Source organism: Deinococcus sonorensis KR-87, assembly GCF_040256395.1.
In the GTDB taxonomy this organism is placed as follows: domain Bacteria; phylum Deinococcota; class Deinococci; order Deinococcales; family Deinococcaceae; genus Deinococcus; species Deinococcus sonorensis.
Map to the genome: position 1 here is coordinate 1441154 of NZ_CP158299.1, position 22511 is coordinate 1463664.

General features: G+C 70.8%; 23 protein-coding genes and 1 pseudogene. 10 read left to right on the plus strand and 14 right to left on the minus strand.

The genetic code is table 11. The annotated features are described in order from the left end of the window. Positions 1-14 precede the first annotated feature (14 nt). From ABOD76_RS12350 to ABOD76_RS12370, 5 genes are read right to left on the minus strand one after another with little or no spacing between them, the layout of a single operon-like run. Entirely contained in the window at positions 15-587 is a 573-nt protein-coding gene (locus ABOD76_RS12350; protein WP_350245154.1) for a peptidylprolyl isomerase, read from the minus strand. Between the two features lie 51 nt (positions 588-638). Further along, positions 639-1409 carry a peptidylprolyl isomerase gene (locus ABOD76_RS12355; protein ID WP_350245155.1) on the minus strand — a complete coding sequence of 257 codons (771 nt, stop codon included), beginning with the start codon at positions 1407-1409 and terminating at the stop codon, positions 639-641. A 49-nt stretch (positions 1410-1458) separates the two neighbouring features. Continuing rightward, complete coding sequence (gene purK / locus ABOD76_RS12360; RefSeq protein ID WP_350245156.1) at positions 1459-2571, minus strand: 5-(carboxyamino)imidazole ribonucleotide synthase; 1113 nt, start codon at positions 2569-2571, stop codon at positions 1459-1461. Beyond that, a complete protein-coding gene (purE, locus tag ABOD76_RS12365; protein ID WP_350245157.1) occupies positions 2568-3089 on the minus strand; it encodes a 5-(carboxyamino)imidazole ribonucleotide mutase in 522 nt (173 codons plus the stop codon). The genes purK and purE overlap by 4 nt, the downstream gene beginning before the upstream one ends. Before the next feature lie 32 nt (positions 3090-3121). Further along, positions 3122-4525, minus strand: coding sequence for a DR2241 family protein (locus ABOD76_RS12370; protein ID WP_350245158.1), 1404 nt, complete (start codon positions 4523-4525; stop codon positions 3122-3124). 172 nt (positions 4526-4697) lie between these two features. On the opposite strand from ABOD76_RS12370, the gene ABOD76_RS12375 reads away from it, so the two are divergent. Together ABOD76_RS12375 and ABOD76_RS12380 are read left to right on the plus strand one after the other, a co-directional pair. Continuing rightward, a complete protein-coding gene (locus ABOD76_RS12375; protein ID WP_350245159.1) occupies positions 4698-5114 on the plus strand; it encodes a hypothetical protein in 417 nt (138 codons plus the stop codon). A 106-nt stretch (positions 5115-5220) separates the two neighbouring features. After that, positions 5221-6294 carry a M20/M25/M40 family metallo-hydrolase gene (locus tag ABOD76_RS12380; RefSeq protein WP_350245160.1) on the plus strand — a complete coding sequence of 358 codons (1074 nt, stop codon included), beginning with the start codon at positions 5221-5223 and terminating at the stop codon, positions 6292-6294. A 319-nt stretch (positions 6295-6613) separates the two neighbouring features. On the opposite strand, the gene allE is transcribed toward ABOD76_RS12380, so the two are convergent. Genes allE through ABOD76_RS12395 form a run of 3 tightly spaced genes read right to left on the minus strand, consistent with a single transcriptional unit; the run spans position 6614 to position 9982 of the window. Next, positions 6614-7363, minus strand: a complete 750-nt coding sequence (gene allE, locus ABOD76_RS12385; protein ID WP_350245161.1) for a (S)-ureidoglycine aminohydrolase — start codon at positions 7361-7363, stop codon at positions 6614-6616. Then, a complete protein-coding gene (locus ABOD76_RS12390) occupies positions 7360-8601 on the minus strand; it encodes an allantoate amidohydrolase (RefSeq protein WP_350245162.1) in 1242 nt (413 codons plus the stop codon). The genes allE and ABOD76_RS12390 overlap by 4 nt, the downstream gene beginning before the upstream one ends. A gap of 10 nt (positions 8602-8611) precedes the next feature. After that, positions 8612-9982 (minus strand): malate synthase A, encoded by a 1371-nt coding sequence (locus ABOD76_RS12395; RefSeq protein WP_350245163.1) that lies wholly within the window; start codon positions 9980-9982, stop codon positions 8612-8614. A 104-nt stretch (positions 9983-10086) separates the two neighbouring features. On the opposite strand from ABOD76_RS12395, the pseudogene aceB reads away from it, so the two are divergent. Further along, a pseudogene (aceB, locus tag ABOD76_RS12400) lies at positions 10087-11650 on the plus strand (malate synthase A). Between the two features lie 33 nt (positions 11651-11683). On the opposite strand, the gene pyrE reads toward aceB, so the two are convergent. Then, on the minus strand, positions 11684-12259 hold the full coding sequence (gene pyrE, locus ABOD76_RS12405) for an orotate phosphoribosyltransferase (protein ID WP_350245164.1): 576 nt from the start codon (positions 12257-12259) through the stop codon (positions 11684-11686). A 93-nt stretch (positions 12260-12352) separates the two neighbouring features. Between pyrE and ABOD76_RS12410 the strand changes: the two genes are divergently transcribed. The 4 genes from ABOD76_RS12410 to ABOD76_RS12425 all read left to right on the plus strand — a co-directional run bounded on the left by ABOD76_RS12410 (position 12353) and on the right by ABOD76_RS12425 (position 15520). Further along, positions 12353-12592 (plus strand): helix-turn-helix domain-containing protein, encoded by a 240-nt coding sequence (locus ABOD76_RS12410; protein WP_350245166.1) that lies wholly within the window; start codon positions 12353-12355, stop codon positions 12590-12592. Between the two features lie 248 nt (positions 12593-12840). After that, positions 12841-13707 (plus strand): ABC transporter substrate-binding protein, encoded by an 867-nt coding sequence (locus tag ABOD76_RS12415; protein ID WP_350245167.1) that lies wholly within the window; start codon positions 12841-12843, stop codon positions 13705-13707. A gap of 2 nt (positions 13708-13709) precedes the next feature. Beyond that, positions 13710-14747: a FecCD family ABC transporter permease gene (locus ABOD76_RS12420; RefSeq protein ID WP_350245168.1), complete on the plus strand. Its 1038-nt coding sequence runs from the start codon at positions 13710-13712 to the stop codon at positions 14745-14747. Next, the gene (locus tag ABOD76_RS12425; protein ID WP_350245169.1) at positions 14744-15520 is read left to right on the plus strand and encodes an ABC transporter ATP-binding protein; all 777 of its coding nucleotides are present in this window, start codon (positions 14744-14746) and stop codon (positions 15518-15520) included. Before ABOD76_RS12420 ends, ABOD76_RS12425 begins: the two co-directional genes overlap by 4 nt. A gap of 7 nt (positions 15521-15527) precedes the next feature. Here the strand turns inward: ABOD76_RS12425 and ABOD76_RS12430 are convergent, their stop codons facing one another. After that, positions 15528-15842: a hypothetical protein gene (locus ABOD76_RS12430; RefSeq protein ID WP_350245170.1), complete on the minus strand. Its 315-nt coding sequence runs from the start codon at positions 15840-15842 to the stop codon at positions 15528-15530. Positions 15843-15962: 120 nt separating this feature from the next. Here ABOD76_RS12430 and ABOD76_RS12435 point away from each other — a divergent pair, with 120 nt between their 5' ends. Then, positions 15963-16529 carry a DUF2231 domain-containing protein gene (locus tag ABOD76_RS12435; RefSeq protein WP_350245171.1) on the plus strand — a complete coding sequence of 189 codons (567 nt, stop codon included), beginning with the start codon at positions 15963-15965 and terminating at the stop codon, positions 16527-16529. 192 nt (positions 16530-16721) lie between these two features. Here ABOD76_RS12435 and pnp read toward each other — a convergent pair whose 3' ends face one another. The 3 genes from pnp to ABOD76_RS12450 are packed head-to-tail and all read right to left on the minus strand — an operon-like array spanning position 16722 to position 20146. Next, on the minus strand, positions 16722-18881 hold the full coding sequence (gene pnp / locus ABOD76_RS12440) for a polyribonucleotide nucleotidyltransferase (RefSeq protein ID WP_350245172.1): 2160 nt from the start codon (positions 18879-18881) through the stop codon (positions 16722-16724). Positions 18882-18929: 48 nt separating this feature from the next. Continuing rightward, entirely contained in the window at positions 18930-19406 is a 477-nt protein-coding gene (locus ABOD76_RS12445) for an NUDIX hydrolase (RefSeq protein ID WP_350245173.1), read from the minus strand. Between the two features lie 11 nt (positions 19407-19417). After that, positions 19418-20146, minus strand: a complete 729-nt coding sequence (locus ABOD76_RS12450) for a hypothetical protein (protein WP_350245174.1) — start codon at positions 20144-20146, stop codon at positions 19418-19420. 89 nt (positions 20147-20235) lie between these two features. On the opposite strand from ABOD76_RS12450, the gene ABOD76_RS12455 reads away from it, so the two are divergent. Together ABOD76_RS12455 and prmC are read left to right on the plus strand one after the other, a co-directional pair. Continuing rightward, complete coding sequence (locus ABOD76_RS12455) at positions 20236-20829, plus strand: protein jag (protein WP_350245175.1); 594 nt, start codon at positions 20236-20238, stop codon at positions 20827-20829. Between the two features lie 8 nt (positions 20830-20837). Beyond that, positions 20838-21668, plus strand: coding sequence for a peptide chain release factor N(5)-glutamine methyltransferase (prmC, locus tag ABOD76_RS12460; RefSeq protein WP_350245177.1), 831 nt, complete (start codon positions 20838-20840; stop codon positions 21666-21668). A 47-nt stretch (positions 21669-21715) separates the two neighbouring features. On the opposite strand, the gene ABOD76_RS12465 is transcribed toward prmC, so the two are convergent. Then, on the minus strand, positions 21716-22414 hold the full coding sequence (locus ABOD76_RS12465) for a 50S ribosomal protein L25/general stress protein Ctc (protein WP_350245179.1): 699 nt from the start codon (positions 22412-22414) through the stop codon (positions 21716-21718). Positions 22415-22511: the final 97 nt, after the last annotated feature.

Below are 22511 nucleotides of genomic sequence, written 5' to 3' on the forward strand. Positions count from 1 at the left end.
CCTGGAGTGTTGACTTACTTCTCGACCACGTAGGCCCGCTCAATGCGGTCCGGGGTGCCGGGATAACCCGGCTGGATGCGGGTGATGCGGTCCAGCACGTCCAGGCCCTCCACCACGCGCCCGAAGACGGTGTGACGGCCGTCCAGGTGCGGCGTGTCGGTGAAGGTGATGAAGATCTGCGAGCCGTTGGTGTTGGGGCCGGCGTTGGCCATGCTCAGCACGCCCTTGCCCTTGTGGCGCTGGGTGGTCTGCTCGTCACCGAACTTGTAGCCGGGGCCGCCGGTGCCGGTGCCGGTGGGGTCGCCGGTCTGGGCCATAAAGCCGTCAATCACGCGGTGGAACACGATACCGTCGTAGTAGTGGTGGCGCAGCAGGTACACGAAGCTGTTGACGGTGGTGGGCACCTCTTCGGCGTCCAGGTCCATCACCAGGCGGCCTTTGCTGGTCTCGAAGATCGCCCGGTACTGCTTGCCCGGCTCGATACCGTCGCCGAGTTCGGGGGCGGCGCTGAAGCTGGTCTTGCGCTCGGCGCTCAGGTCGGGGGTCAGGGTGTAGCCGTCGGGGATGTAGGTATCCATAGGCTCCATTCTGAAGGATGTTGCGGGTGAGAGGCGTGTGCTGCGGGGCAAGCCCCGGCGCTACTTGTTCTTGGTCAGGATCCGGACGCTGATGATCTTGTCCGGCACCGCGCCCTCGATGGGCGTCTCGGCGCCGCTGCTGGCGTCGGCGGTGCGGGTCAGCTTGCCCAGCACGTCGTCACCCTGCACCACCTTGCCGAACAGGTTGTACTTGCCGTTCAGGAAGGTGGCGGGCGCCATGGTGATGAAGAACTGCGAGCCGTTGGTGTCGGGGCCGCTGTTGGCCATCGCCAGGTCGCCCGACTGGTCGAAGGTCAAACTCTGGCGGATCTCGTCCGGAAAGCTGTAGCCAGGCCCGCCGGTGCCCCAGCTGGCCTTCTGGCTGGCGTCCAGCGTCTTGGGGTCGCCGGTCTGGGCCATGAAGCCCTCGATGACCCGGTGGAACAGGATGCCGTCGAAGTAGTGGTTGCGCGCCAGCGTCACGAAGTTGTTGACCGTGACGGGCGTCTGGTCCTCGTACAGGTCGGCCAGGATCTGGCCCCGGTTGGTGTCGATCAGCGCGTAGTAGTCGGTGCCGTCCTTGAGGGTGTTGGCCGGCTCGCTCTTGAAGGTGTGGACCGGCGTGCTGCTCAGGAACGGCACCAGCGTGTAGCCGCTGGGAATGGCCCCGGCGGTGGTCACGGCGGGCGTGCTGGCGGTGGCGGCCGGGGTGCTCGCCGCTGCGGGCGTGCTGGCGGCCGCCTCGGTGGTGTCGGTGGTGGTCGCGGCCGTGTCCTTCTTGCAGGCGGCCAGCGAGAGGGTCAGCAGGAGCAACAGGGCAGGTCGTTTCACCCGGCCAGTCTAGCGAGTGCAGATGAACCCGAAGAGAGACGGAGGGGCCCTACGGCCGCCCGATCAGCTGTTCCACCTCGGCGGCGCGGGCCAGCACTTCCTCCCGGCTGTGGCCCACCACGTTCACGTGGCCGAGCTTGCGGCCCACCCGGTTCTGCTTGTGGTACAGGTGCAGATGCACGCCCGGCAGGTGCAGCAGCGCTTCCAGGTCCGGTTCCTCGCCGTCCGGCCAGCCGAGCAGGTTCACCATGGCGCAGGGCAGCAGCGGCTCAAAGTCGCGCAGCGGCAGGCCCAGCGCGGCGCGGGCGGCCACCTCGAACTGGGTCAGGCCGCCGCCGTCCTGGGTCAGGTGGCCGCTGTTGTGGACGCGCGGCGCCACCTCGTTGACCAGCAGTTCACCACTTTCCAGCTCAAAGAACTCCAGCGTGATCAGGCCCGTCACGTCCCAGCCCTCCACCACCTGCCGGGCGATGCGGCGGGCCGCCTGGGCGGTGGCGTCCGGGCTGGCCGCCGGATACACGCTGCGGCGCAGGATGCCGCCCCGGTGCAGGTTCTCGACCAGCGGCCCGTACGCCAGTTCACCGCCCGGTCCGCGCGCCACCCCCAGGCTGACCTCGCGCACGAACGGCACCAGGCCCTCCAGCACGCACGGGACCCGCTCCAGCCGCTCCCACGCGGCCCGCAGGCCCGCCTCGTCCGTGACGGTCTGCTGGCCCTTGCCGTCGTACCCGAGTTCCGAGGTCTTGAGGAGGCCCTGCCCGCCCACCGCCGAGAGCGCGCCGGGCAGGTCCTCGGCCTGCTCAATCACCCGGTAGGGCGCCACCGAGGCGCCGGCCTGCACCAGCGCCGCCTTCTCACGGGCGCGGTGCTTGCTGCGGTGCAGCACCGCCGGTGAGGGGCGCAGCGGCACGCGGCCCTCCAGCGCTTCGGTGGCCTCGGTCGGCACGTTCTCGAACTCCAGCGTGACCGCGTCGCAGGCGGCCAGACGCTCCAGGCCGGCAGGGTCGGTGTAGGGGAGGGGCAGCTGTTCGGCGTTCCAGCGGGCGGGCGCCTGCGGGTCCGGTTCCAGCACCACCGTGCGGATGCCCAGCGGCAGCGCCGCCGCCGCGATCATCTGCGCCAGCTGCCCGCCGCCCAGGATGCCCAGCGTCCGGGCCTTCATTCGGTCCCCGCCGCCGGATGCCCCTCGAAGTGCGGGTCGTCCAGCACCGCCTGGGTCTGGCGGGCCCGGAAGCGCTCGTACCGCTCACGGGCCGCCGCGTCGGTGGTGGCCAGCAGCGAGGCGGCGAACAGTGCCGCGTTCTTCGCGCCGGCCACCCCGATGGCAAAGGTGGCCACCGGCACCCCGGCCGGCATCTGCACCATGCTCAGCAGGCTGTCCTGGCCGCTCAGCGCGCGGCTCTGCACCGGCACGCCCAGCACCGGCACCCGCGTGAAGGCCGCCAGCATGCCCGGCAGGTGGGCGGCCCCGCCCGCCCCGGCAATGATGGCCCGCAGGCCCAGCCGCTCGGCCCGCGCCCCGTACTGGCTCAGCAGCTGCGGCGTGCGGTGCGCTGACAGCACCCGCACCTCGTAGGGCACCTCCAGTTCGGCCAGCAGGGTGAGTGCCCCCTGCATCGTCTCGAAATCGCTGCGGCTGCCCATCAGCACCCCGACCAGGGGCGGCGTCGTCTCAGTCATCACGGCTCAGCATAGTGGAGCGCCGGGCCGGCTCAGTCGTGGGCCGCCGCCTTCTGGCCCCGCTTGCCGCTGACCTCCTCGCGCACCTCCGCGATCAGGAAAGTGCAGGCCTCGGCGCACGGGATGGCGCCCGGCACGCCGTCCATGAAGGTCTGGTTCAGCCGGTGCCCGGCCCACACCCGGGTCTTGAGGCACGCGCCGCACACGTCCCTGGCCACCGTCTCCACCTGGGCCGGCGTGGCGCGCTGCACCTTCGCGTAGATGCCGGTCTGGCGACGGGCCGTGGTGGCCCAAGGGGTGGAACGCAGGGTGTGGCCGCTGCAGGCGTGGCTTTCCTCCACCACCGCCGGGTACAGGATGTGGACCGCGCGGATCAGGTCAGTGCGGTTCAGCACGGCCCGCCAGCCGCGCCGCAGGTTGCGCAGGGTATGGACCGGCCGGTGCTCCCCGGTTTCCGAGAGGCGGGTGTGTTCGCGCAGGCCTTCCGGCGTTACGAGCGTGGTGAGCGTCTCGCTGGCCCGGCCCTCGTCCAGGGCGTGCCTCACCTCAAAGAGGCTGCCGTGCGGCGCAATCAGGATCTCGCCCATCCGCAGCCCCAGGTCGGCGCGGCGCAGGAACGCCTCCCAGGCGGCGCGGTGTTCCGGGTCGCGGTCGCCGCCGCGCTCGCTGGCGCCCCGGGCCTCCTCGGCCAGCTGCACAATCACGTCGGCCACCGCCGGGTGGGTGCCGACCGGGCGGGCGTAGTAGACGGTCTGGGCAGGATCGCTGAAGTGTGTGACCTCGCCGCGCAGCTCCAGGTCCTCGGGGATGGTCTCCAGGGTGTGCCAGCCCTCCGAGGCGAAGAACGGCACCATCACCACCCGGCGCGCCTGCACCCGCTCGCGCCAGTCGGCCGCCTTCGGTTCCTCGTCCAGGAAGAGGGCATGCACCTCCGCAAACAGGCCCTGCTGCCGGATCAGCTCGGCGTTCTGGTACACCACCTTGTTGCTGTTCTCGTTGCGGGTGGTGCCGTGCCCGATCACCACCAGCGCGGTGTCCTCGCCGCTCGCGTCCGGCAGCACCTCGCGGGCGCGCTCCAGGATGACCTCGCTCATGCGCGGATGCACCCCGTACGGCAGCGTGTAGCGCAGGGTACGCCCGCCGATGGTGCGCGCCACGCCCTCGCGCGGCACCGGCCCCTGGTGGCCCAGGCCCAGCTCGCGCGGAATCACCGTTTCAGTGAAGTAGCCCTCCGAAATGAACATCGGAATCACCGTCACGTCGGTGTAGGCGCAGGTCCTCAGCACCTGACGCAGGCTGGGCTCCTCCTTCCAGTAGCCTTCCACCACCTCATCGAACAGGTGCCGGGAACGGAGGAGCTCGGCGTAGCGGTACACGGCCGCCGCCGACTCGGGATTGAGGTGGGACCCATGACCTATCAGCACCAGAGAACGCATCGTGCCTCCATCGTAGTCGCCTGAGGCCGGCCGCGCTGTAGGCAAATGGCCCATTGTGCAGCGCAGCGCACGGAGCTGAAGACCTTCAGGCCATGCCCTCATCAGGCTCTGAAGGCACCCCTGCCATGATGGACCCGTTCAACAAGTCCCAGTTCACTCCAGGAGGTTTGACATGTTTGGAAGCAACGATCTGCACCAGCGTATGGCCGATGCCCGCGATCTCGACGGCGACGGACAGGTCAGCCCGCAGGAGGCCGCCGCGTACGTGCAGCAGTACCTGCAGAACGCCTCGCCGCAGGAGCGCGAGCAGCTGATGCACGGCTACTTCTCGCAGATGAGCCCGGATCAGCGTGAGCAGGTGGGCAGCGCGATGGTCAACAGCCCCTACAGCCCGGTGAATCAGGTGAACCACAACGATCCGGCCTCGCTGGCCGACGCGTACACCCGCAGCGCCCAGGCGCCGGCCCAGGACGGCCGCAGCCCACTGGAAGCCGTGTTCTCGCAGGGCGGGGCGCTCAGCAGCCCGCTGGTGAAGGCTGGCCTGGTGGGCCTGGCTGGCATGATCGGCAGCCAGCTGCTGCGCCGCTGAGTTCGGCCATTCCTTCCGGAACGTTCGCCCCGGTGGCCCGGTCCGGCCACACTTCCGCTCCCGCGTCCGTGGACCCCTCGAGATTTCCGGCGCTAGACTGGCTCCCGTGCCGCTCGATTACCTGACCCGCATTGCCCAGACGCCCGCTCCCACCTTCCAGGAGGGGGAGCGGGCGCTGCTGGTCGCCGATCTGTGGCGCGGGTTCGGTCACCGAGTGGAGCTGGACGGAGCGGGCAACGTGCTGGCCCGGCTGGGGCCGACGCACGGCAAGGCCCTGCTGCTGGCAGCGCACCTGGACACCGTGTTCGCTACCGGCACCGACGTCAGCGTCCGCAGCGAGCGCGGCGGGCGGCTGGTGGGGCCGGGGGTGGGCGACAACAGCGCCAGCCTCGCCATCGTGACCGAGCTGCTGGCGGGACTCGACGTCAGCACGCTGCGCCGACCGCTGTGGGTGGCCGCCAACGTGGGTGAGGAGGGCTTGGGCGACCTGCGCGGGGCCAAGTACCTGCTCCAGCAGCATGCCCAGGATCTGGCCGCCTTCGTGGCGGTGGACGGCTACCTGGGGGTGGCCGTCACGCGCGCAGTCGGCGTGCGGCGCTACCGGGTCAGCTTCAATGGGCCGGGCGGTCACTCCTGGGGCGACCAGGGGCCGAGTGCCCTGCACGCGCTGGGCCTGGCCATCACGGCGCTCTACAGCCTGACGTTGCCGCACAGCCCGCGCACCACCCTGAACGTGGGGCTGGCGTCGGGCGGCACCAGTGTCAACAGCATCGCGTCGAGCGCCGAACTGCTGCTTGACCTGCGCTCGCTAGACGCCCAGCACCTGAGCACCCTGGACACCCGTGCCCGCCACGCCATCGAGGGCGCGGCGCGGCAGGCCGGCGTGATGGTGACGCTGATCCCGGTGGGCGACCGGCCTGGCGGCGACCTGAACTCCGGTCCGCTGCTGGCGCTGGCCCGGCAGGCAGCCCAGCCGTCCGGGGTGGAGCTGCGGACCGCCGCCAGCAGCACCGACGCCAACGCCGCCGTGCCACACGGGCTGCCGGCGCTGGCGTTGGGTGTGTACCGAGGTGGCAACGCCCACCGGGAGGACGAATGGGTGCAGGGGGATAGCCTGCAGGTGGGCCTGGGCGTGCTACGGCGCTTCGTGGAGGCGTACCAGCGGGAGCCGCTGGGCTGACGCAGGGCTGCCGGACCTGTTTGCGCCTGAACCGGCGGAGGTGTCTGGCGCTGGGTTCCTGTCCTCCACGGCACGCAGGTTGCAGCGGCAGTACGCACCTCCAGCCCTGCAATCTGTGTAGACCTTCAGACCCGTAAGGCCCGTGCTCCGCTGACGCTGCGGTTCAGCTTAACCGGGCTCCGGGATAATTTCCTGCCTGCTCTGACCGATCAACCAGGCCGTGGACTGTCCGGTACAGCTGCTGCGTCGCCGCTCCCGCTCCGGGTTCGGGTGGACCGACACGGCCAGCAGCTGCAGGATGGCCAGCTCTCCCACGTGCTTACGGCTGATCTGGGTGGCGGTTCATGTCCTTGTAGAGCAGGTACTTGCTCCAGGTGCGGCCCAGGGCGGCGTACCACTGCGGGCAGTGGGCGCCCATCCAGATCACGTCGCCGGCCGTGATCGGGTAGTAGCTCTCGTTCAGTTTGTAGAGCCCCTCGCCTTCCAGCAGCAGCAGGCCGTGTTCCATGTAATGAATCTCGGTGTAGGGCAGGCTGGCCCCTGGCGCGAAGCTCATGGTGGAGACCATGAAGTCGAAGCCCAGCTCGTCCGGCAGCAGCTTGCGCGCAATCAGGTGGTCGTCGCCCTCGAACGGCGTCCCCGGGGCCGTGCGCTCGTTGCCCCACACCACGGGCGGCGCGTCCTGGCCCGGCTGCGACTCGTAGCGCTTCTCAAAGACGCTGATCCGGACCGCCCCCTGCGCTATCAAGGTGTGCGCCTGGCCGGCCGGCAGGAACACGTAGTCGTACTCGCTCAGGGTGCGGCGCTCGTCGCCGGCCGCCACTTCCAGCTGACCCTCCAGCACGAACACGAAGCGCTGCAGGCCCGCGGGCGGTGGCTGCACGGCCGCGCCGGCCGGCAGTTCGGCCGAGAACTGAGTAAAGCGTGCCCCGTGCCCGATCACCGGCGAGATGTGCAGAATGATGGCCGCCTCGCCCCAGCCGGGCAGGCGCGTGCGGACGAAGGTGTCGGGGGTAAAGAGCGCGTGGTCCGGCTGATGCCGGCTGCGGGTGACGCCGAGGTGTTTCATGGGTGCTCCTGGGTGAGGGTATGAAGGGCGTGCCAGCCGAGCTGCAGGGCGGCCGTCACGTCGGCGGGCGCCACCGCCTCGGCCGGGTGATGGCTGACGCCGCCGGGCGTCCGCAGAAAGACCATGCTGCTGGGCATCCGGCGGCTCAGAATCATCGCGTCGTGGCCCGCGCCGCTGACCAGCTCCGGCGCGTCCAGGCCCAGCGTCCGGGCGGCCGCCTGGAGGGTGTGGCGCAGCCGCTCGTCCAGCGGAACCGCCTCAATCTCGGCCAGCACCTGCACCTGGGCCTGCACGCCGCGTCTCTGCGCGAGCTGCTGCAGCTGTTCCAGCAGGGACTCCAGGCGTTCGGCCCGCAGCCGGTCGTCGGCGTGGCGCAGGTCCAGGGTCAGCTCCACCTGCCCGGCGATCACGTTCACCGCGCCCGGCTGGGCAGTCAGGCGGCCGACCGTCGCCACCAGCCCGGGGGTGGCGAGCGCCAGCTGTTCGGCCGCCAGGATGAACTCGGCGGCGGCGCTCATCGCGTCATGGCGCAGGTGCATCGGGGTGGTGCCGGCGTGGTTGGCCCGCCCGGTCAGCGTGAGGCCCAGCCGATGCTGGCCCACCAGCGCGCTCACGATGCCGAGCGGCTGCCCGGCGGCCTCCAGCACCGGTCCCTGTTCGATGTGGAACTCCAGGTAGCCCAGGGCCGGGGTCTGTGGCGCGGCCTGCGCCAGCTGCTCGGGGTCCAGGCCGAAGTGCTGCATCGCTTCGCTCACCGTCACGCCCTGCGCGTCGGTGCGGGCGAGCAGCGGCTCCACCTCCCCGATGAAGCTCAGGCTGCCGATGAACGGCACCGCGAAGCGCACGCCCTCCTCCTCGCTGAAGCCCAGCACCTCCAGGTGATAGGGGAGCGCCTGACCCGACGCCCGCACTGCCCCGGCCAGCGCCAGCCCCAGCGCCACGCCCAGCAGACCGTCGTACTTTCCGCCGTCCGGAACGGTGTCCAGGTGTGAGCCGATGTAGAAGGTGGGGGCGTCCGGCCCGGCGGCCGGCAGCCGCGCGCGCCAGTTGCCGGCCTCGTCCACCTGAGCGCTCAGGCCCAGGTCGGCGGCCCAGCCGCTCAGGGCCGCGTGCATCTGGCGGGCGGTCTCGCTCAGAAAGGTGCGCGTGATGGTGCCGGGGACCTCGGTGAGCAGGCACAGCTCATCGATGCGGCGCAGCAGGTCCTGGGTGAGCCGGTCAAAGTCGGGTGGGGCCATGCCGGTCATCCTAGAGCGGCGAGGTCCCGTCCGGTGCCTCCGGAACCATCGCCTCGGCCACTTCCGGAAAGTAGGGGGCACACGCCTCGTTCAGCACCAGCCGGTCCAGCAGGCGGGCAGCCGGCATCTCGTCGTCGGCCTGGGTGCGGCGCAGCTGCAGGTAGCGTGCCTCCGTCAGCAGCCCGTGCCGCACCCAGTTCCACAGCAGGGCGCGGCTCAGCTCGGCGGTGGCGGTGTCCTCAATCCGGCCCAGCCGCGCCACGTACCCGCGCCCGTCCAGCCACGCCGCGAACACTGCCAGCGCCACGCCGATGGCGTCCTGGGCGGCCTCGTCAGGGAGGGAGGTGGCGGCGGGAATGTCCAGCAGTTCGTCCCGGGTGGGTGAGGACAGCTCCGGATGGACCTGGACCCCCTGAAAGCCGGCCTGCACGCTCCCCACCAGCTCCGGCAGACCCGCCCAGGCCGAGGTGTAGCCCTGACGCGCCTCGCGCTGCTTGTCGGCCAGCACGGCGGCCAGGGCCGGGCCTGGGTCGTGCGGGTCGGGGGCCACCGCCGCCGTGCCGCCCACCGGCTCGGCTCCATACTGGCGGCAGACCGCCACGATCTGGCGGGCATAGGCCTGCATGGATGGCTGGTCCATGCCCAGCCGGGCCCGCTCCGGGAACGGCCACTCAGGGCGGTGCTTGACGCAGCTGAACACGTAGTCCCAGCGGCCGGCATTCAGGCCGTAAGCGTAGTCGCGCAGCGTGTGCAGCAGCGCGCCCGCCTGCAGCAGCCCCGGCAGCGTCTCGATCTGCAGGCAGACCCGCAAGCTGTGGGCCGGCCGGCCCAGCCAGCGCTCGGTGAGCTGCAGCGCGTCCCGCCACAGCGCCGCTTCCGGCAGCGTGTCCAGCTTCGGCAGGTACAGCACCGTCTCGCGCTCGCGGAAACACCACGCCCAGGCGGCCAGGTCCAGCAGGCCGGCAATGGCAGGTGCGCCGTCCAGCAGCACCCGGCGCTCCTGGTGGGCCAGCGGGCGCACCCGGGTCAGGAGTGGAAACGGCCGGGCGGCGACCTGCTGGAAGTGCCGGTAGGCCCGCTCCAGGTTGCCGTGCCGCGGCGAGAACACGTCGTCCAGGTCCAGCACCACCGCGTCGGCGCCGCTGTGTAGCCCGGCCTCGATGGCGGCCCCGTCGCTGGCCTCCACGATCAGCTCGCAGCGGCGGCCCTGCAGCGAGGCGGGCCAGCTCGCCGCGGTCCAGCCGTCTGCGGGCGGGGTGGCCGCTTCCTCCAGCGGCCACGGCTGGGGCCGCTGAAGCTGCGTCCAGGCGGGCCTCAGCTCGCGGTGCAGGTGGGTGGCAAGCGCCAGGATCTGCGGATCAATCGGGGGTGAGCTGCTCAAGGTGCCTGGAGCGTATCATCTGCCGCCGGATCTGGAATTTCCATTATATAAAAAATTATTGCTGCAAATTGACAAACCCGTCAACTGCCCCGTACCCTGGCCGCATGACCACCGCGCCCGCTGGCCTCCGGCACCCGTCGCCCGTTCAGCCGCAACACGCCGAGGTGCTGACGGTGGAGGCCGTCAGTTTCCTGGCCGAGCTGCACCGCCGCTTCGATGCCCGCCGGCAGGAGCTGCTGCGGGCGCGTGACGAGCGGCAGGCCCGGCTGGACGTCGGGGGAGCGGCCGGACTTTCTGCCGGAGACGGCCCACATCCGCGCCGCCGAGTGGCAGGTGGCCCCGCCGATGCCGGACCTGACCGACCGCCGGGTGGAGATCACCGGGCCGGTGGACCGCAAGATGGTCATCAATGCCCTCAACAGCGGCGCGAAGGTGTTCATGGCGGACTTTGAGGACGCCAGCACGCCCACCTGGGAGAACAACCTGGACGGTCAGCTGAACCTGAGAGACGCCAACCTGGGCACCGTGGCGCTGGAGCAGGGCGGCAAGAGCTACCGCCTGAACAGCGAGGTGGCGACCCTGCTGGTGCGGCCCCGTGGCTGGCACCTCCCGGAGAAGCACGTCACGGTGGACGGCGAGCCGATGAGCGGCAGCCTCTTCGACTTCGGGCTGTACGCCTTCCACAACGTCCACGAGCGGCTGCAGCAGGGCAAGGGCACCTACTTCTACCTGCCGAAGCTGGAGTCGCACCTGGAGGCGCGGCTGTGGAACGACGTGTTCTCGTTCACCGAGGACCACCTGGGGGTGCCGCGCGGCACCCTGCGCGCCACCGTCCTGATCGAGACGATCCTGGCGGCCTTCGAGATGGACGAGATCCTGTACGAGCTGCGCGAGCACTCGGCGGGCCTGAACTGCGGACGCTGGGATTACATCTTCAGCGTCATCAAGAAGTTCCGCGCCGACCCGGCCTTCGTGCTGCCGAACCGGGCGCTGGTGACCATGAGCACCCACATGATGGACAGCTACAGCCGGCTGGCAGTGCAGACCTGCCACCGGCGCGGCGCGCACGCCATCGGGGGCATGAGCGCCTTCATTCCGGTCAAGAACGACGAGGCGGCCAACGAGCGGGCCTTCGAGGCGGTGCGGCGCGACAAGGAGCGCGAGGCCGGGAACGGGCACGACGGCACCTGGGTGGCGCACCCGGCGCTGGTGCCGGTGGCGCTGGAGGTGTTCGACCGGCTGATGCCCGAGCCGAATCAGATTCAGTCCGGCAAGCAGGCGGACCTGCACGTCACCGCCGCCGACCTGCTGGGCGTGCCGCAGGGCGAGATCACCGAGGCGGGTCTGCGCCTGAACATCAACGTGGCGCTGCAGTACCTCAAGGCGTGGCTGGAGGGGCGCGGCGCGGTCCCGATCCACAACCTGATGGAGGACGCCGCCACCGCCGAGATCTCGCGGGCGCAGGTGTGGCAGTGGCTGCACCACCACGTCCAGCTGGACGACGGCCGCACCGTGGACCGCGCGCTGGTGGACCGCCTGCTGGACGAGGAACTGGAACAGCTGGGCCGGGACGCGCACGCCCGCGCCGCCGAGCTGTTCCGGGAGGTGGCCACCCAGGAGCCGCTGGCCGACTTCCTGACGCTGGCCGGGTACCGGGCGCTGGCGTAAAGGCAGCGTCTATCTGCCGGTTCCTCCGGCTGCTCAGATCTCCTGCAGCGGGCGGGCCGCCAGCCACTCCGGCACCTCGTCCGGTGGGTACGTCTCGAAATACAGCTGCTCCAGGCTGAGCAGCGGGTAGCCCTGCAGCGGCCCCGTGTCGGCCCGCCGGTCAATGATGACGGCGATGCCCAGGCAGCGGGCGCCGTGCGCCTCGGTGGCCCGCACCGCCTTCAGCACGCTGCCGCCGGTGGTCAGCACGTCCTCGACCGCCACGAACGTCTGGCCCGGCTGCACCGTGAAGGCCTCGCGGATCTTCATGCCGCCCTGCCCGTCCTTCTCGGCAAAGATGGCCCGGATGTCCGGCAGGGTGGAGGTCAGGTTGCGCGCCACCTCGTAGGCCAGCACGACGCCGCCCATCGCCGGCCCGATGATGAAATCCGGGGTCAGGCCCGCCGCCTGCACCCGCTCGGCCAGCGCCGCCCCGATCTGCTGCATCAGGGTAGGGTGCTGCAGCAGCGTGGTGGACTGCAGGAACATCGGCGAGTGGCGGCCGGAGGCCAGCAGAAAATGGCCCTCGTGGAAGGCTCCGGCCTGCTTGTAGAGTGACAGCACGTCCATGCGGCGAGTATACGGTCCCGGTCCCGGGCCTTCCCGGACGGCAAACGCGAGACGCGGCCCAGTGTGGCGCTGCGCCAGCCGCCAAGATGGGGCATGAACCCTGAGCATCCGTTTGCGCGGGCCGCCCGGACGGTCCGGGAGCGCCGCCGCCTGCTGGGCATCCACCCGGCGGAACTGGCCCGGCACATGCAGGTGAGCCCGGCGGTGCTGGACGCACTGGAACGCGGCGACTACGACCCGCGCAGCCTGCACACGGTGGCGCGGCAGATGCTCAGTCACCACCTGAACATCCCGCTGGAACCCCTTCAGGAACGCTCCAGCACCGCCCGCTGACAACCACCCTCCAAACGTGCCATCATCCCCCTGACGGAGCGAGAGGAAAGACCGGTGAGAATCCGGCACTGTCGCGCAACGGTGAAGCGGCCCTCAGGCTGCCAGTCCGAAGACTCTCCTCCGTTGGGCCGCTGCAGAGTGCCGCGCCCGGCTACACCCCTCGCGAAAAGGGGAACGCCCAGCGCCCTGCTGGTGTTCACTTTCGCCCCCATGCGGGCGATTTTTTTGCGCTGGGGAAGGAGACTTCCATGAAATTGCTGCCGTTCCTGCTGCCTGCCCTGCTCGGCGCCTCCAGCGCGCTGGCCACCACCTACCCGCTGACCCTCACCGACGACCTGGGCCGCAAGGTCACCATCCAATCAGAACCGAAGCGCCTGATCTCGGTGCTGCCCAGCAACACCGAAACGCTCTGCGCCCTGGGTGTCTGCGACCGGCTAGTGGGCGTGGACGACTACTCGGATTTCCCGGCCCAGGTCACCAAGCTGCCCAAGGTGGGCGGCCTGTACAACCCGAACATCGAGGCGATGGTGGCCCAGAAGCCGGACCTGGTGGTGGTGAGCAAGTACGGCAAGCTGGCGGAGCCGCTCACGGCCGCCGGCATCACGGTGGTGGCGGTCAACCCCGAGACGTTCGACGACGTGTTCAGCAAGACGCAGCTGCTGGGCCGCATCGTGAACCGCGAGACGCAGGCCAAGAACCTGGTGATCCAGATGCGCCGCGACATCGCCCGCACCGAGGTGCTGACCCGCGCCGCCGTTCGCAAGCCCACCGCCTACTACGAAGTTGACCCGACGCCCTACACGGTGGGGCCGAACAGCTTTATTGGGGTGCTGCTCAGCAAGGCCGGGGCCGTGAACATCATTCCGGCCAGCCTGGGCGACTTTCCCAAGATCAGCCCGGAGCTGGTGGTGCAGAAGAGCCCGCAGCTGATCCTGGGCCTGGACCTCGCCACCGCCAAGGCCCGCCCCGGCTGGGCCGGCATCGCCGCCGTGAAGTCCGGGCGGGTGCTGAAGCTGCCGGCCGAGCTGGAAACCATTCTGGGCCGCCCCGGGCCCCGGTTGCCGCAGGCGCTGGCGGGTCTGGCGCGGCTGGTGCACCCGGAACTGTTCCGGTAAGCATGTCGGCCCTGGAACGGTCCGGGCAGGCGGCGCTGAGCCGGCCGGTGCGCTGGCGACCAGGGCGGACCGCGCTGCTGCTGCTGGCGGTGGTGTGTTCGGTGCTGCTGGCGGTGGGGCTGGGCAGCGTCAGCATTTCCCTGCCCGAGACGCTGCGGGCCTTCGGGCACGGCCTGAGCGGGCAGGCGCTCAGCGGCAGCGAGGTGATCGTGTGGCAACTGCGGCTGCCGCGCGTGGCGCTGGGGCTGCTGGTGGGTGCCTGCCTGTCGGTGTGCGGCGGGGCGTTCCAGGGCGTGTTCCGCAACCCGCTGGCCGACCCGTACCTGATGGGGGTGGCGAGCGGCGCCGCGCTGGGCGCCACCGTGAGCCTGGTGCTCGACTGGCCGGCGGCCGTAACCCCGGTGGCCGCCCTGGTGGGCGCGATGCTGAGCGTGGCGCTGGCGCTGGCGCTGGCCCGTTCGGGGCGCCGCTTTCCACCGGCCCGGCTGATCCTGAGCGGGGTGGTGGTGGGCAGCATCATGACCGCCATCGGCACCTACCTGATGCTGCACGGCGAGGACCGGCTACGGCAGGTGTATTCCTTCACGCTGGGCAACCTGGCGTTCGGCGGCTGGGCGCAGGTGCGGGTGGTGCTGCCGTATGCCGTGCTGGGCGGCGGCCTGCTGGTGCTGCTGGGCCGCGCCCTGAACGTGCTGAGCCTGGGTGACCTGACCGCCCGCAGCCTGGGCCTGCCGGTGGAGCGGCTGCGGCTGCTGGTGATCGTGGCGGCCAGCCTCGCCACTGCCGCCGCGGTGAGCTACGCGGGCATCATCGGGTTCGTGGGGCTGGTGACGCCGCATCTGGTGCGCCGGCTGTGGGGCAGCGACTACCGGGTGCTGCTGCCGATCAGCGCGCTGGCCGGCGGTGGCCTGCTGGTGCTGAGCGACCTGCTGGCCCGCACCCTGACCCGCCCCACCGAGCTGCCGGTGGGGGTGGTGACCACCCTGCTGGGCGGTCCCTTCTTCCTGTACCTGCTGCGCCGCCAGGGGCAGATCGAATGAGTGTGCTGGAGGCGCGGGCGCTCCACGTGCGGGCCGGCAGCTGGCCGGCGGTGCGGGGTGTGGACGCCCGCTTCGAGGCGGGGCAGCTGACCGCCATCATCGGGCCGAACGGAGCCGGCAAGAGCACCCTGATGCGCGCCCTGCTGGGCCTGGAACTCACGGAGCGCGGCGAGGTGTGGCTGGACGGCCGCCCGCTGGCCCGCACGCCGCGCCGGGAACGGGCGCGGCAGCTGGCGTATCTGGCGCAGGGCGAGCCGCTGCCGGAGCAGGCGCGGGTGCGCGACGTGGTGGCGCTGGGGCGCGGGGCCGGCGGGTGGCTGTGGGGGCTGGTTCCACTGGCCGCCGACACCCCGCAGGACGAGCAGGCGGTGCTGGAGGCGCTGCGCCGCACCGACACGCTGCAGTTCGCCGAGCGCGAGGTGCGGCAGCTGTCGGGCGGCGAGCGGCAGCGTGTGGCGCTGGCCCGCGCGCTGTGCGCCGAGCCCCGGCTGCTGCTGCTGGACGAGCCGACCAACCACCTGGACCTGAGTTACGGGCTGGAGCTGCTGCACACGCTGCGGCAGGAGGTGGAGCGCGGGCTGGGCGTGGTGGCGGTGCTGCACGACCTCTCGCTGGCGGCCCGTGCCGACCGGCTGTACCTGCTGCACCACGGCGAGGTGCTGGCCAGCGGCCCGCCGGAGCAGGTGCTGACCCCGGAGCACCTGCACGCGGCCTACGGGGTGCAGGTGGAGGTGCTGCAGCACCGGGGCCGGCTGGTGGTGCTGCCCGGCTGAGCGGGTGTTACATCACCACGTCCAGGCCGGTCAGGCACTCCTCGGCGATGGCGCGGGCCAGCGGGTCGCGGGTGCTGCGCGCGTAGCTGATGCCCAGGTGCAGGTGTTCCTGGGCGATATCGCCACCGTGCGGCGCCAGCGTCTGGTAGTACGCCAGGTGGGTGTGGGCCAGCAGCACGTCCCGGGGCCGTTCCGGGGGCAGGCCGCGCAGCAGCTCCAGCGCCTGGGCGTACTCCTCGACCGCGTGGCGCGGGTCGCCCAGCACGGCGGCCTCCCGTCCCTTCTGCAGGTGACGGGCCACAGTGAGGTAGGTGGGGCGCATGGCCCCAGAGTAGCGTGGATGCCGCCCAGGTAAAGGCGCGTTCCGGCTCGGCTCATGCCCCACAGCGGCGCGGCTGGGTAGCGTGAGTGGTACGCAGCCGCTGCTGCCAAAGGGAGACCCATGTCCAAGTCCGAAACCGCCGCCGACGCCCTGGAAGCCACGCTGGATCAGGACTGGATCGAGACCGCCGCCGATACGATTCAGCCGTTGCTCCGTCAGGTGGAGGGTCGGCTGCCGGACCGCGTGCTGGACCTGCTGCACGGTGTGCCGATCGGCCACCCGCTGCATCCGGCGCTGGTGCATCTGCCGCTGGGCGGCTGGATGACCGCCGGCATGCTGGACCTGATGGGCGTCTTCGGCAACGCCGAGGCCGACCGGGCCGCCGACACGGTGCTGCTGCTCGGCACGGTAGGCGCCACCGCCACCATCGTGACTGGCTGGACCGACTGGAGTAACACCCGGGGCGCGGCCCGCCGCGACGGTCTGGTGCACGGTCTCACCAACGAGACCGCCTTTCTGCTGAACATCGGCTCGCTGCTGGCCCGGCGCAAGCATCACCGCAAGCTGGGCCGCCTGCTGTCCGGCACGGCGCTGCTGCTGAGCATTGCCGGCGCGTTCATGGGCGGGCAGCTGGTGTACCGGCACGGGCTGGGCGTGGGCCACACCATGGATGTCCGGCAGGGCTGAGCGGGAGCGGGCCGCACAGGCCGCCTGACGAGGGGCGTAATATCCCGTCCCTCAACCGGCACAGCTTTCCAGCGCGGGGCAGCAGATTGCTCGGTGCCTCAGCAGCGGACCCCTCATCCAGATGTCGCCGGCGCCATCTACGCAACAGGCGGGAAAAGCCTCTCAGCCTTTCCCGCCCGGTTCCCTGCTCGCTTACCTTCTCGGCGGACCCCGCCGCTCGCCGCCCTCTCTGGGCGCCCTCGGCTCGCGCGGCGCGATCTTGCCTTCCAGCTCCGGCCGCACCAGATCGATCTTGCCGCGGTCGTCGATGCCGGCGATCTTCACGCGCAGCTTGTCGCCCACGTTCATCACGTCCTCGACGGTGTTCACACGCTCCTCGCTCATCTGCGAGATGTGCAGCATGCCGTCCTGCCCGGGGAACAGGTTGATGAAAGCCCCGAAGGGGGTGGTCTTGACCACCGTGCCGTCAAACTCCTCGCCGGCCACCGCCGTGCGCGTCAGCGACTCGATGCGCGCCCGGACCGCCTCGGCGGCCGCACCGTCGGCGCTGAACACCCGCACCGTGCCGTCCTCGTCGATGTTGATGCTGGCGCCCATCGCTTCCAGCTCGCGGATCTGCTTGCCGCCCGGCCCGATCACCTTCCCGATCAGCTCCGGGTTGATCTTCACCGTGATGATGCGCGGCGCGGTGGCAGCCAGCTCGGCCCTCGGCGCGCTCAGCACCTCGGCCATCTTGCCCAGGATGTGCAGCCGGGCGTCTCTGGCCTGGGCCAGCGCCTCGCGCATGATGGCGGGCGTGATGCCCCCGATCTTGATGTCCATTTGCAGGGCCGTCACCCCTTCCGCCGTGCCGCAGACCTTGAAGTCCATGTCGCCCAGCGCGTCCTCGGACCCCAGGATGTCGGTCAGGATGCGGTAGCGTCCCTCTTCCATCACCAGACCCATCGCCACGCCCGCCACCGGCGCCTTGATCGGCACGCCCGCGTCCATCAGTGCCAGGGTGCCGGCACACACGGTGGCCATGCTGGACGAGCCGTTGCTCTCCAGCACCTCACCCACCAGCCGGATGGTGTAGGGAAACTCCTCGAAGCTGGGCAGCACCGTCCGGATGGCCCGCTTGGCGAGGTTGCCGTGCCCGATCTCGCGCCGCGACTGCCCGCCCACCCGCTTGACCTCGCCGGTGCTGTAGGGCGGAAAGTTGTAGTGCAGCAGGAACTTGTCTTCCTTGTCCGCCGACAGGTCGTCGATCAGGATGGCGTCGCGTTCGGTGCCCAGCGTGGCCACGCCCAGCACCTGCGTCTCGCCGCGCGTGAAGATGGCGCTGCCGTGGGCGCGCGGCAGCGGTCGGGCCTCGATCCAGATGGGCCGCACCGTGCGGGTGTTGCGGCCGTCGGCGCGCAGGTCCTCCTCCAGAATCAGGCGGCGCAGCTCGGCCTTCTCCACCTTGCCAAAGGCCGCCTTGAGCTGCGCGGTCAGCGCAGCGGCGCCGTCCGCCTCGGGGTTCGGCACCTGCGCCGAGATCAGCGATTCACGCAGCGCCTTGAGCCGCGCGCCCCGGTCCTTCTTGCCGGGCGTCAGCAGCGCGTCGCGCAGGCCGCTGGCCCGGGCCGCCTCGGTCAGGGCCGGCACGTGGTCCAGCGACAGGTCGCTGTCCTGCTGGAAGTTGAACTTGTCGTGGCCCAGCTCGGCCCGCATCGTCTCGATCAGGCTCAGCACGCCCTGCATCCCGGCGTGCGCGAACTCGATGGCGCCCACCAGCGCCTCCTCCGAGACGGTCTGGGCGCCGGCCTCCACCATCAGGATCGCGTCGCGGGTGCCGGCCACCACCAGGTCCATGGTGCTCTGGCCCAGCTGCTCGGTGGTGGGGTTCAGCACGTACTGGCCCCCGATCTGGCCCACCCGCACGCAGGCGGTGGGGCCGTTCCAGGGAATGTCCGAGATGCTCAGCGCGGCGCTGGCGCCGATCGGGCCGAGCACGTCCGGCAGGTTCTGGCCGTCCGCGCTGAGCACCGTAATGATCACCTGGGTCTCGTGCCGGTAGCCCTTGGGAAACAGCGGGCGGATCTGACGGTCGGTGATGCGCGCCGACAGAATGGCGCGCTCGCCGGGGCGGCCCTCCCGGCGGGGGAAGCTGCCGGGAATGCGGCCCACCGCGTAGTGGCGCTCCTCGAACTCCACCGTCAGCGGCAGGAAGTCCAGGGTGCTGAGCTCCTCGCGCGCCTGGGCCGTCACCAGCAGCAGCGTGTCGCCGTAGCGCAGGGTCACCGAGCCGCTGACCAGCTTGGCCAGTTTGCCCGTCTCGAGGGTCAGTTCGCGGTCCCCGAGCATGGTCGTGTACGTTTTTCCAATCACGTCGGTCATTCTATGCCGGCGCGTGCCACGCTTCCGTGGTGTGATGCTTCAGATCGGGTAATAGCTGCGCGACTCGCCCTTCAGAAAGTCGCGGGTCGGCACCCAGATCAGCGGGTTGCGCTCCTCCACCTCCGGCGGCGGGCCGTAGCGCACCAGCGCCATCACCTCGTCGAAGGGCACCCAGCGGGTGCCCACCACCTCGGGGTCGGTGGGGTTCAACTCGCCCCGGAAGTGGGCGGTGAAGCGGCCGAAGATCGCGTAGCACTCGTTGCGGGTGCCGGTCAGCATCTCGCCCTCCAGCAGCGACACGAAATTCAGGTCGGTCACGGTCAGGCCGGTCTCCACCTGCACCTGCCGCACCGCGGCGTCGGCGAGGCTCTCGCCGGGGCCCGCCTTGCCGCCGGGCAGACCGTAGAAGATGCTGCCGTCGTCCATCCGCTCCGCCACGAGCAGCAGCCGCTGGTCCTGAACGAGATACACGTGCGCGGCACGCTTGAGGGGCAAAGTCCTTGACAGGTGGCTCATCGGCCCACAGTCTAGAGCATCGGCCCCTGAGCGCGGGCCGCTTCGCCCACACGCTCGCCCCCGATCCGGTACTCGGCCTGGATGTGCCACGCACTCCCAGCATCCGGGCGGACGAACAGCGCCACCGAGTCGTGCGTCTGCTCCCCGAAGCCGTCCATCAGCCCGCGCAGGTGCTCCACCAGCCCGGCCGCGTCCGGTCCCTCGTACGGCTGCACCAGCGTGTAGTGCGGCTGCCAGTCGTCTAGCCCGCGCGGGGTCAGCAGCAGCTGCATCCGCGCCCGTTCCCAGCGGGCCGGGTAGCGGTCCGGATGCTCGGCCAGCTCGTCCTGAAACGGCGAGTGGGTGGCGTGCCGGCTCAGCCGGGCGGTCAGCACCGCCTGCAGCATCAGCAGGTGTGGCGAGGGGTCGTAGCGGTGAACCAGCACCTCGCCGTCCTCCCAGGCTTCCACCCGGCCCCGGTGCAGGCTCAGCCGGGCGCCGGGCGACAGGCTGGCCATGATCAGCTGCACCTCCGCCTCGATCTGCGCCAGGGCCGAGGCGTCACAGCTGTAGGCTTCCACCAGCGTGAGGTGCAGGCCGTAGGGCCGCGCCTGGCGCTGCCACTCCGGGCGCAGGAAGCCCGGCAGCGCGGTGACCTGCTGGGCCCGCACGTCATAGCCGAGCAGGTCGCTGCCCGCCCGGTAGTACGGGTCATCGGCGGGCGGGCAGAGGTACACGGCGAACTGAACGGCGGCAGTCATGCGCCCCAGCATACGGTCCGGGCCGTCATGGACGCGTGTTGAGCGGCTCAACACAGGATTGTCAGGTGCTTTTCTGTAAACTGTCTTACATGGACAACCCGAAGAATCTGGACGATTACCTGGCCGGGCTGGGGATCAGCGAGGCCGATGACGACGCGCCGCCGCCCCTGCTGGACCCGGCGGCGTCGCCGGTCCCGCTGGTGGCGGGCGAGCCGGACGCCGACCCGGCGGCGCTGCTGGACGGATTTCTGAAGGGGCTGGTCGGGCGGATCGACCCGGAGCTGCAGGTGAACGTCAGCCAGGACGGCATGGTGGTGCAGGCGGAGATTCAGGGCGAACGGGCCAGCCGGCTGGCGGGCCGCGACGGGCGCACGCTGGGCGCCATCGAGGTGCTGTGCTACGCGGTGCTGAGCCGTCAGGGCCACAGTGAGCTGCGGGTGCGGGTGGATGCCGGCGGCTTCCGGCACCGCCACGCAGAAAATCTGACCCGGCTGGCCGAGCGGCTGGCGGTGCAGGTGGCCAAGAGCGGCGAGTCGCACGAGATGCAGCCGATGCCGCCCTCGGACCGCCGGGTGATTCACCTGGCGCTGCAGGAACACCCGATGGTCAGCACCGAGTCGGTGGGGGAGGGCAGCGCCCGGCGCCTGATCATCCGGCCACGCACCGATCTGGTGGGCGGCTGACGGCGGCCGTGCAGCTGCTGCAGCTGCAACGTGACCTCGCCCGCCGGCTGGATGCGGCGGGCGTCGCGTCGCCGCAGCACGACGCCCGCGCCCTGCTGATGCACGCGTTGCAGCTGGACTGGAGCGCTCTGGTGCTGCAGGGGAGCCGGGACCTGACCCCGCAGGAGGAGCAGCAGGTGGAGCGGCTGGCTGTTCGCCGGCTGGCCCGCGAGCCGTTGCAGCACCTGCTCGGCACGGTGGAGTGGGGCGGGCTGACCCTGCAGGTGTCGCCGGCGGCGTTGATTCCCCGCCCGGAAACGGAGGTGCTGTTGCAGCTGGCGCTCGCCCGGCTGGCCGGCTGGCCGGCAGCCCGCGTGCTGGACGTGGGCACTGGTACCGGCGCGCTGGCCCTGGCGCTGCGGCAGGCGCGTCCCGACCTGCAGGTGCTGGGCAGCGACGTGAGCCCGGAAGCGCTGGCGCTGGCCCGCGAGAACGCCCAGCGGACCGGACTGGCGGTGCCGTTCGTGCAGGCGGACCTGCTGGAGGGCCTGCAGGGGCCGTTCCAGCTGATCGTCAGCAACCCGCCGTATCTGCCGGAGGCCGACCGCCAGACAGCTGACCCGGAGGTGGGCCACGACCCGGCGTTGGCGCTCTACAGCGGGCCGGACGGGCTGGGGCTGGCCCGCCGGCTGGCCCTTCAGGCGCGCCCGGCCCTGCGGCCGGGCGGAACGCTGCTGCTGGAACTCGATCCGCGCAACGTGCAGCAGCTGGCCGCCGAGCTGGACACCCAGGGCTGGCGCGTGACCGTGCATCCGGACCTGACCGGGCGGGAGCGCTTTCTGGAGGCGGGCGGCCGCTAAACGAAAGCGGGGGCACCGGATGTCCGGTGCCCCCGCTCTGGTCTGGCTTACTCCTGGGTCGGTTCCGCAGCCTCGTCGGCGTTGGCGTCCTCGCGGACCTGCTCCAGGCTGGCGCTGCCTTCCAGCACCGCCTCGGCGGCGTCCTCGGACAGCTCGCCGCTGGCGACCATGCCGGCCACCTGGGCGGCCTGGGTCTCGGCGGCAGCCTCGTCCTCGCTGAGGCGCGGGGCCAGCACGCTGACCAGCACCAGCTCCGGGTCAGCGGCCAGCTTCACGCCTTCCGGCAGCCGCACCTGACCGGCGGTCACGTGGTCGCCGATGTTCAGGCGGGTCACGTCCACGGTCAGCTCCTGCGGAATGCGGCGCGGGCCGGGGGCGATGATCTGCAGGTTGTGCACCACCACGTCCACCAGGCCGCCCATCACTTCGCCCTGGGCCTTGCCGGTGGTGTGGATCGGCACCGCCACCTCAATCGGCTCGCCGTAGTGGACGATGGTGAAGTCCACGTGGATGGCCTCGCGCTTGCGCTTGTCCATCTGCACGCTCTTGACCAGCGCCGGGAAGCTCTTGCCGCCCTCGATGGTGATGTCGAAGAGGCCGGTGCGGCCCGCCTGACGGAAGGCGCGGTCAAAGGCCTTGCGCTCGATGGCGAACGACACGTTCTCTTCGCTGTTGTAGGCCACGGCGGGCATCAGCCCGTCCTGCAGCTTCTCCTGGGTCTTGCGCTGGGTCGCCTTCAGTTCCATGTGCTCACTCCTTATGCGGATTTCCTGCGCTCAGCGCCCGGCGATGTTGCGTCCAGGCGGGGCGGAAACCATGCAACCTCGGCATTGTAGCAAAAGA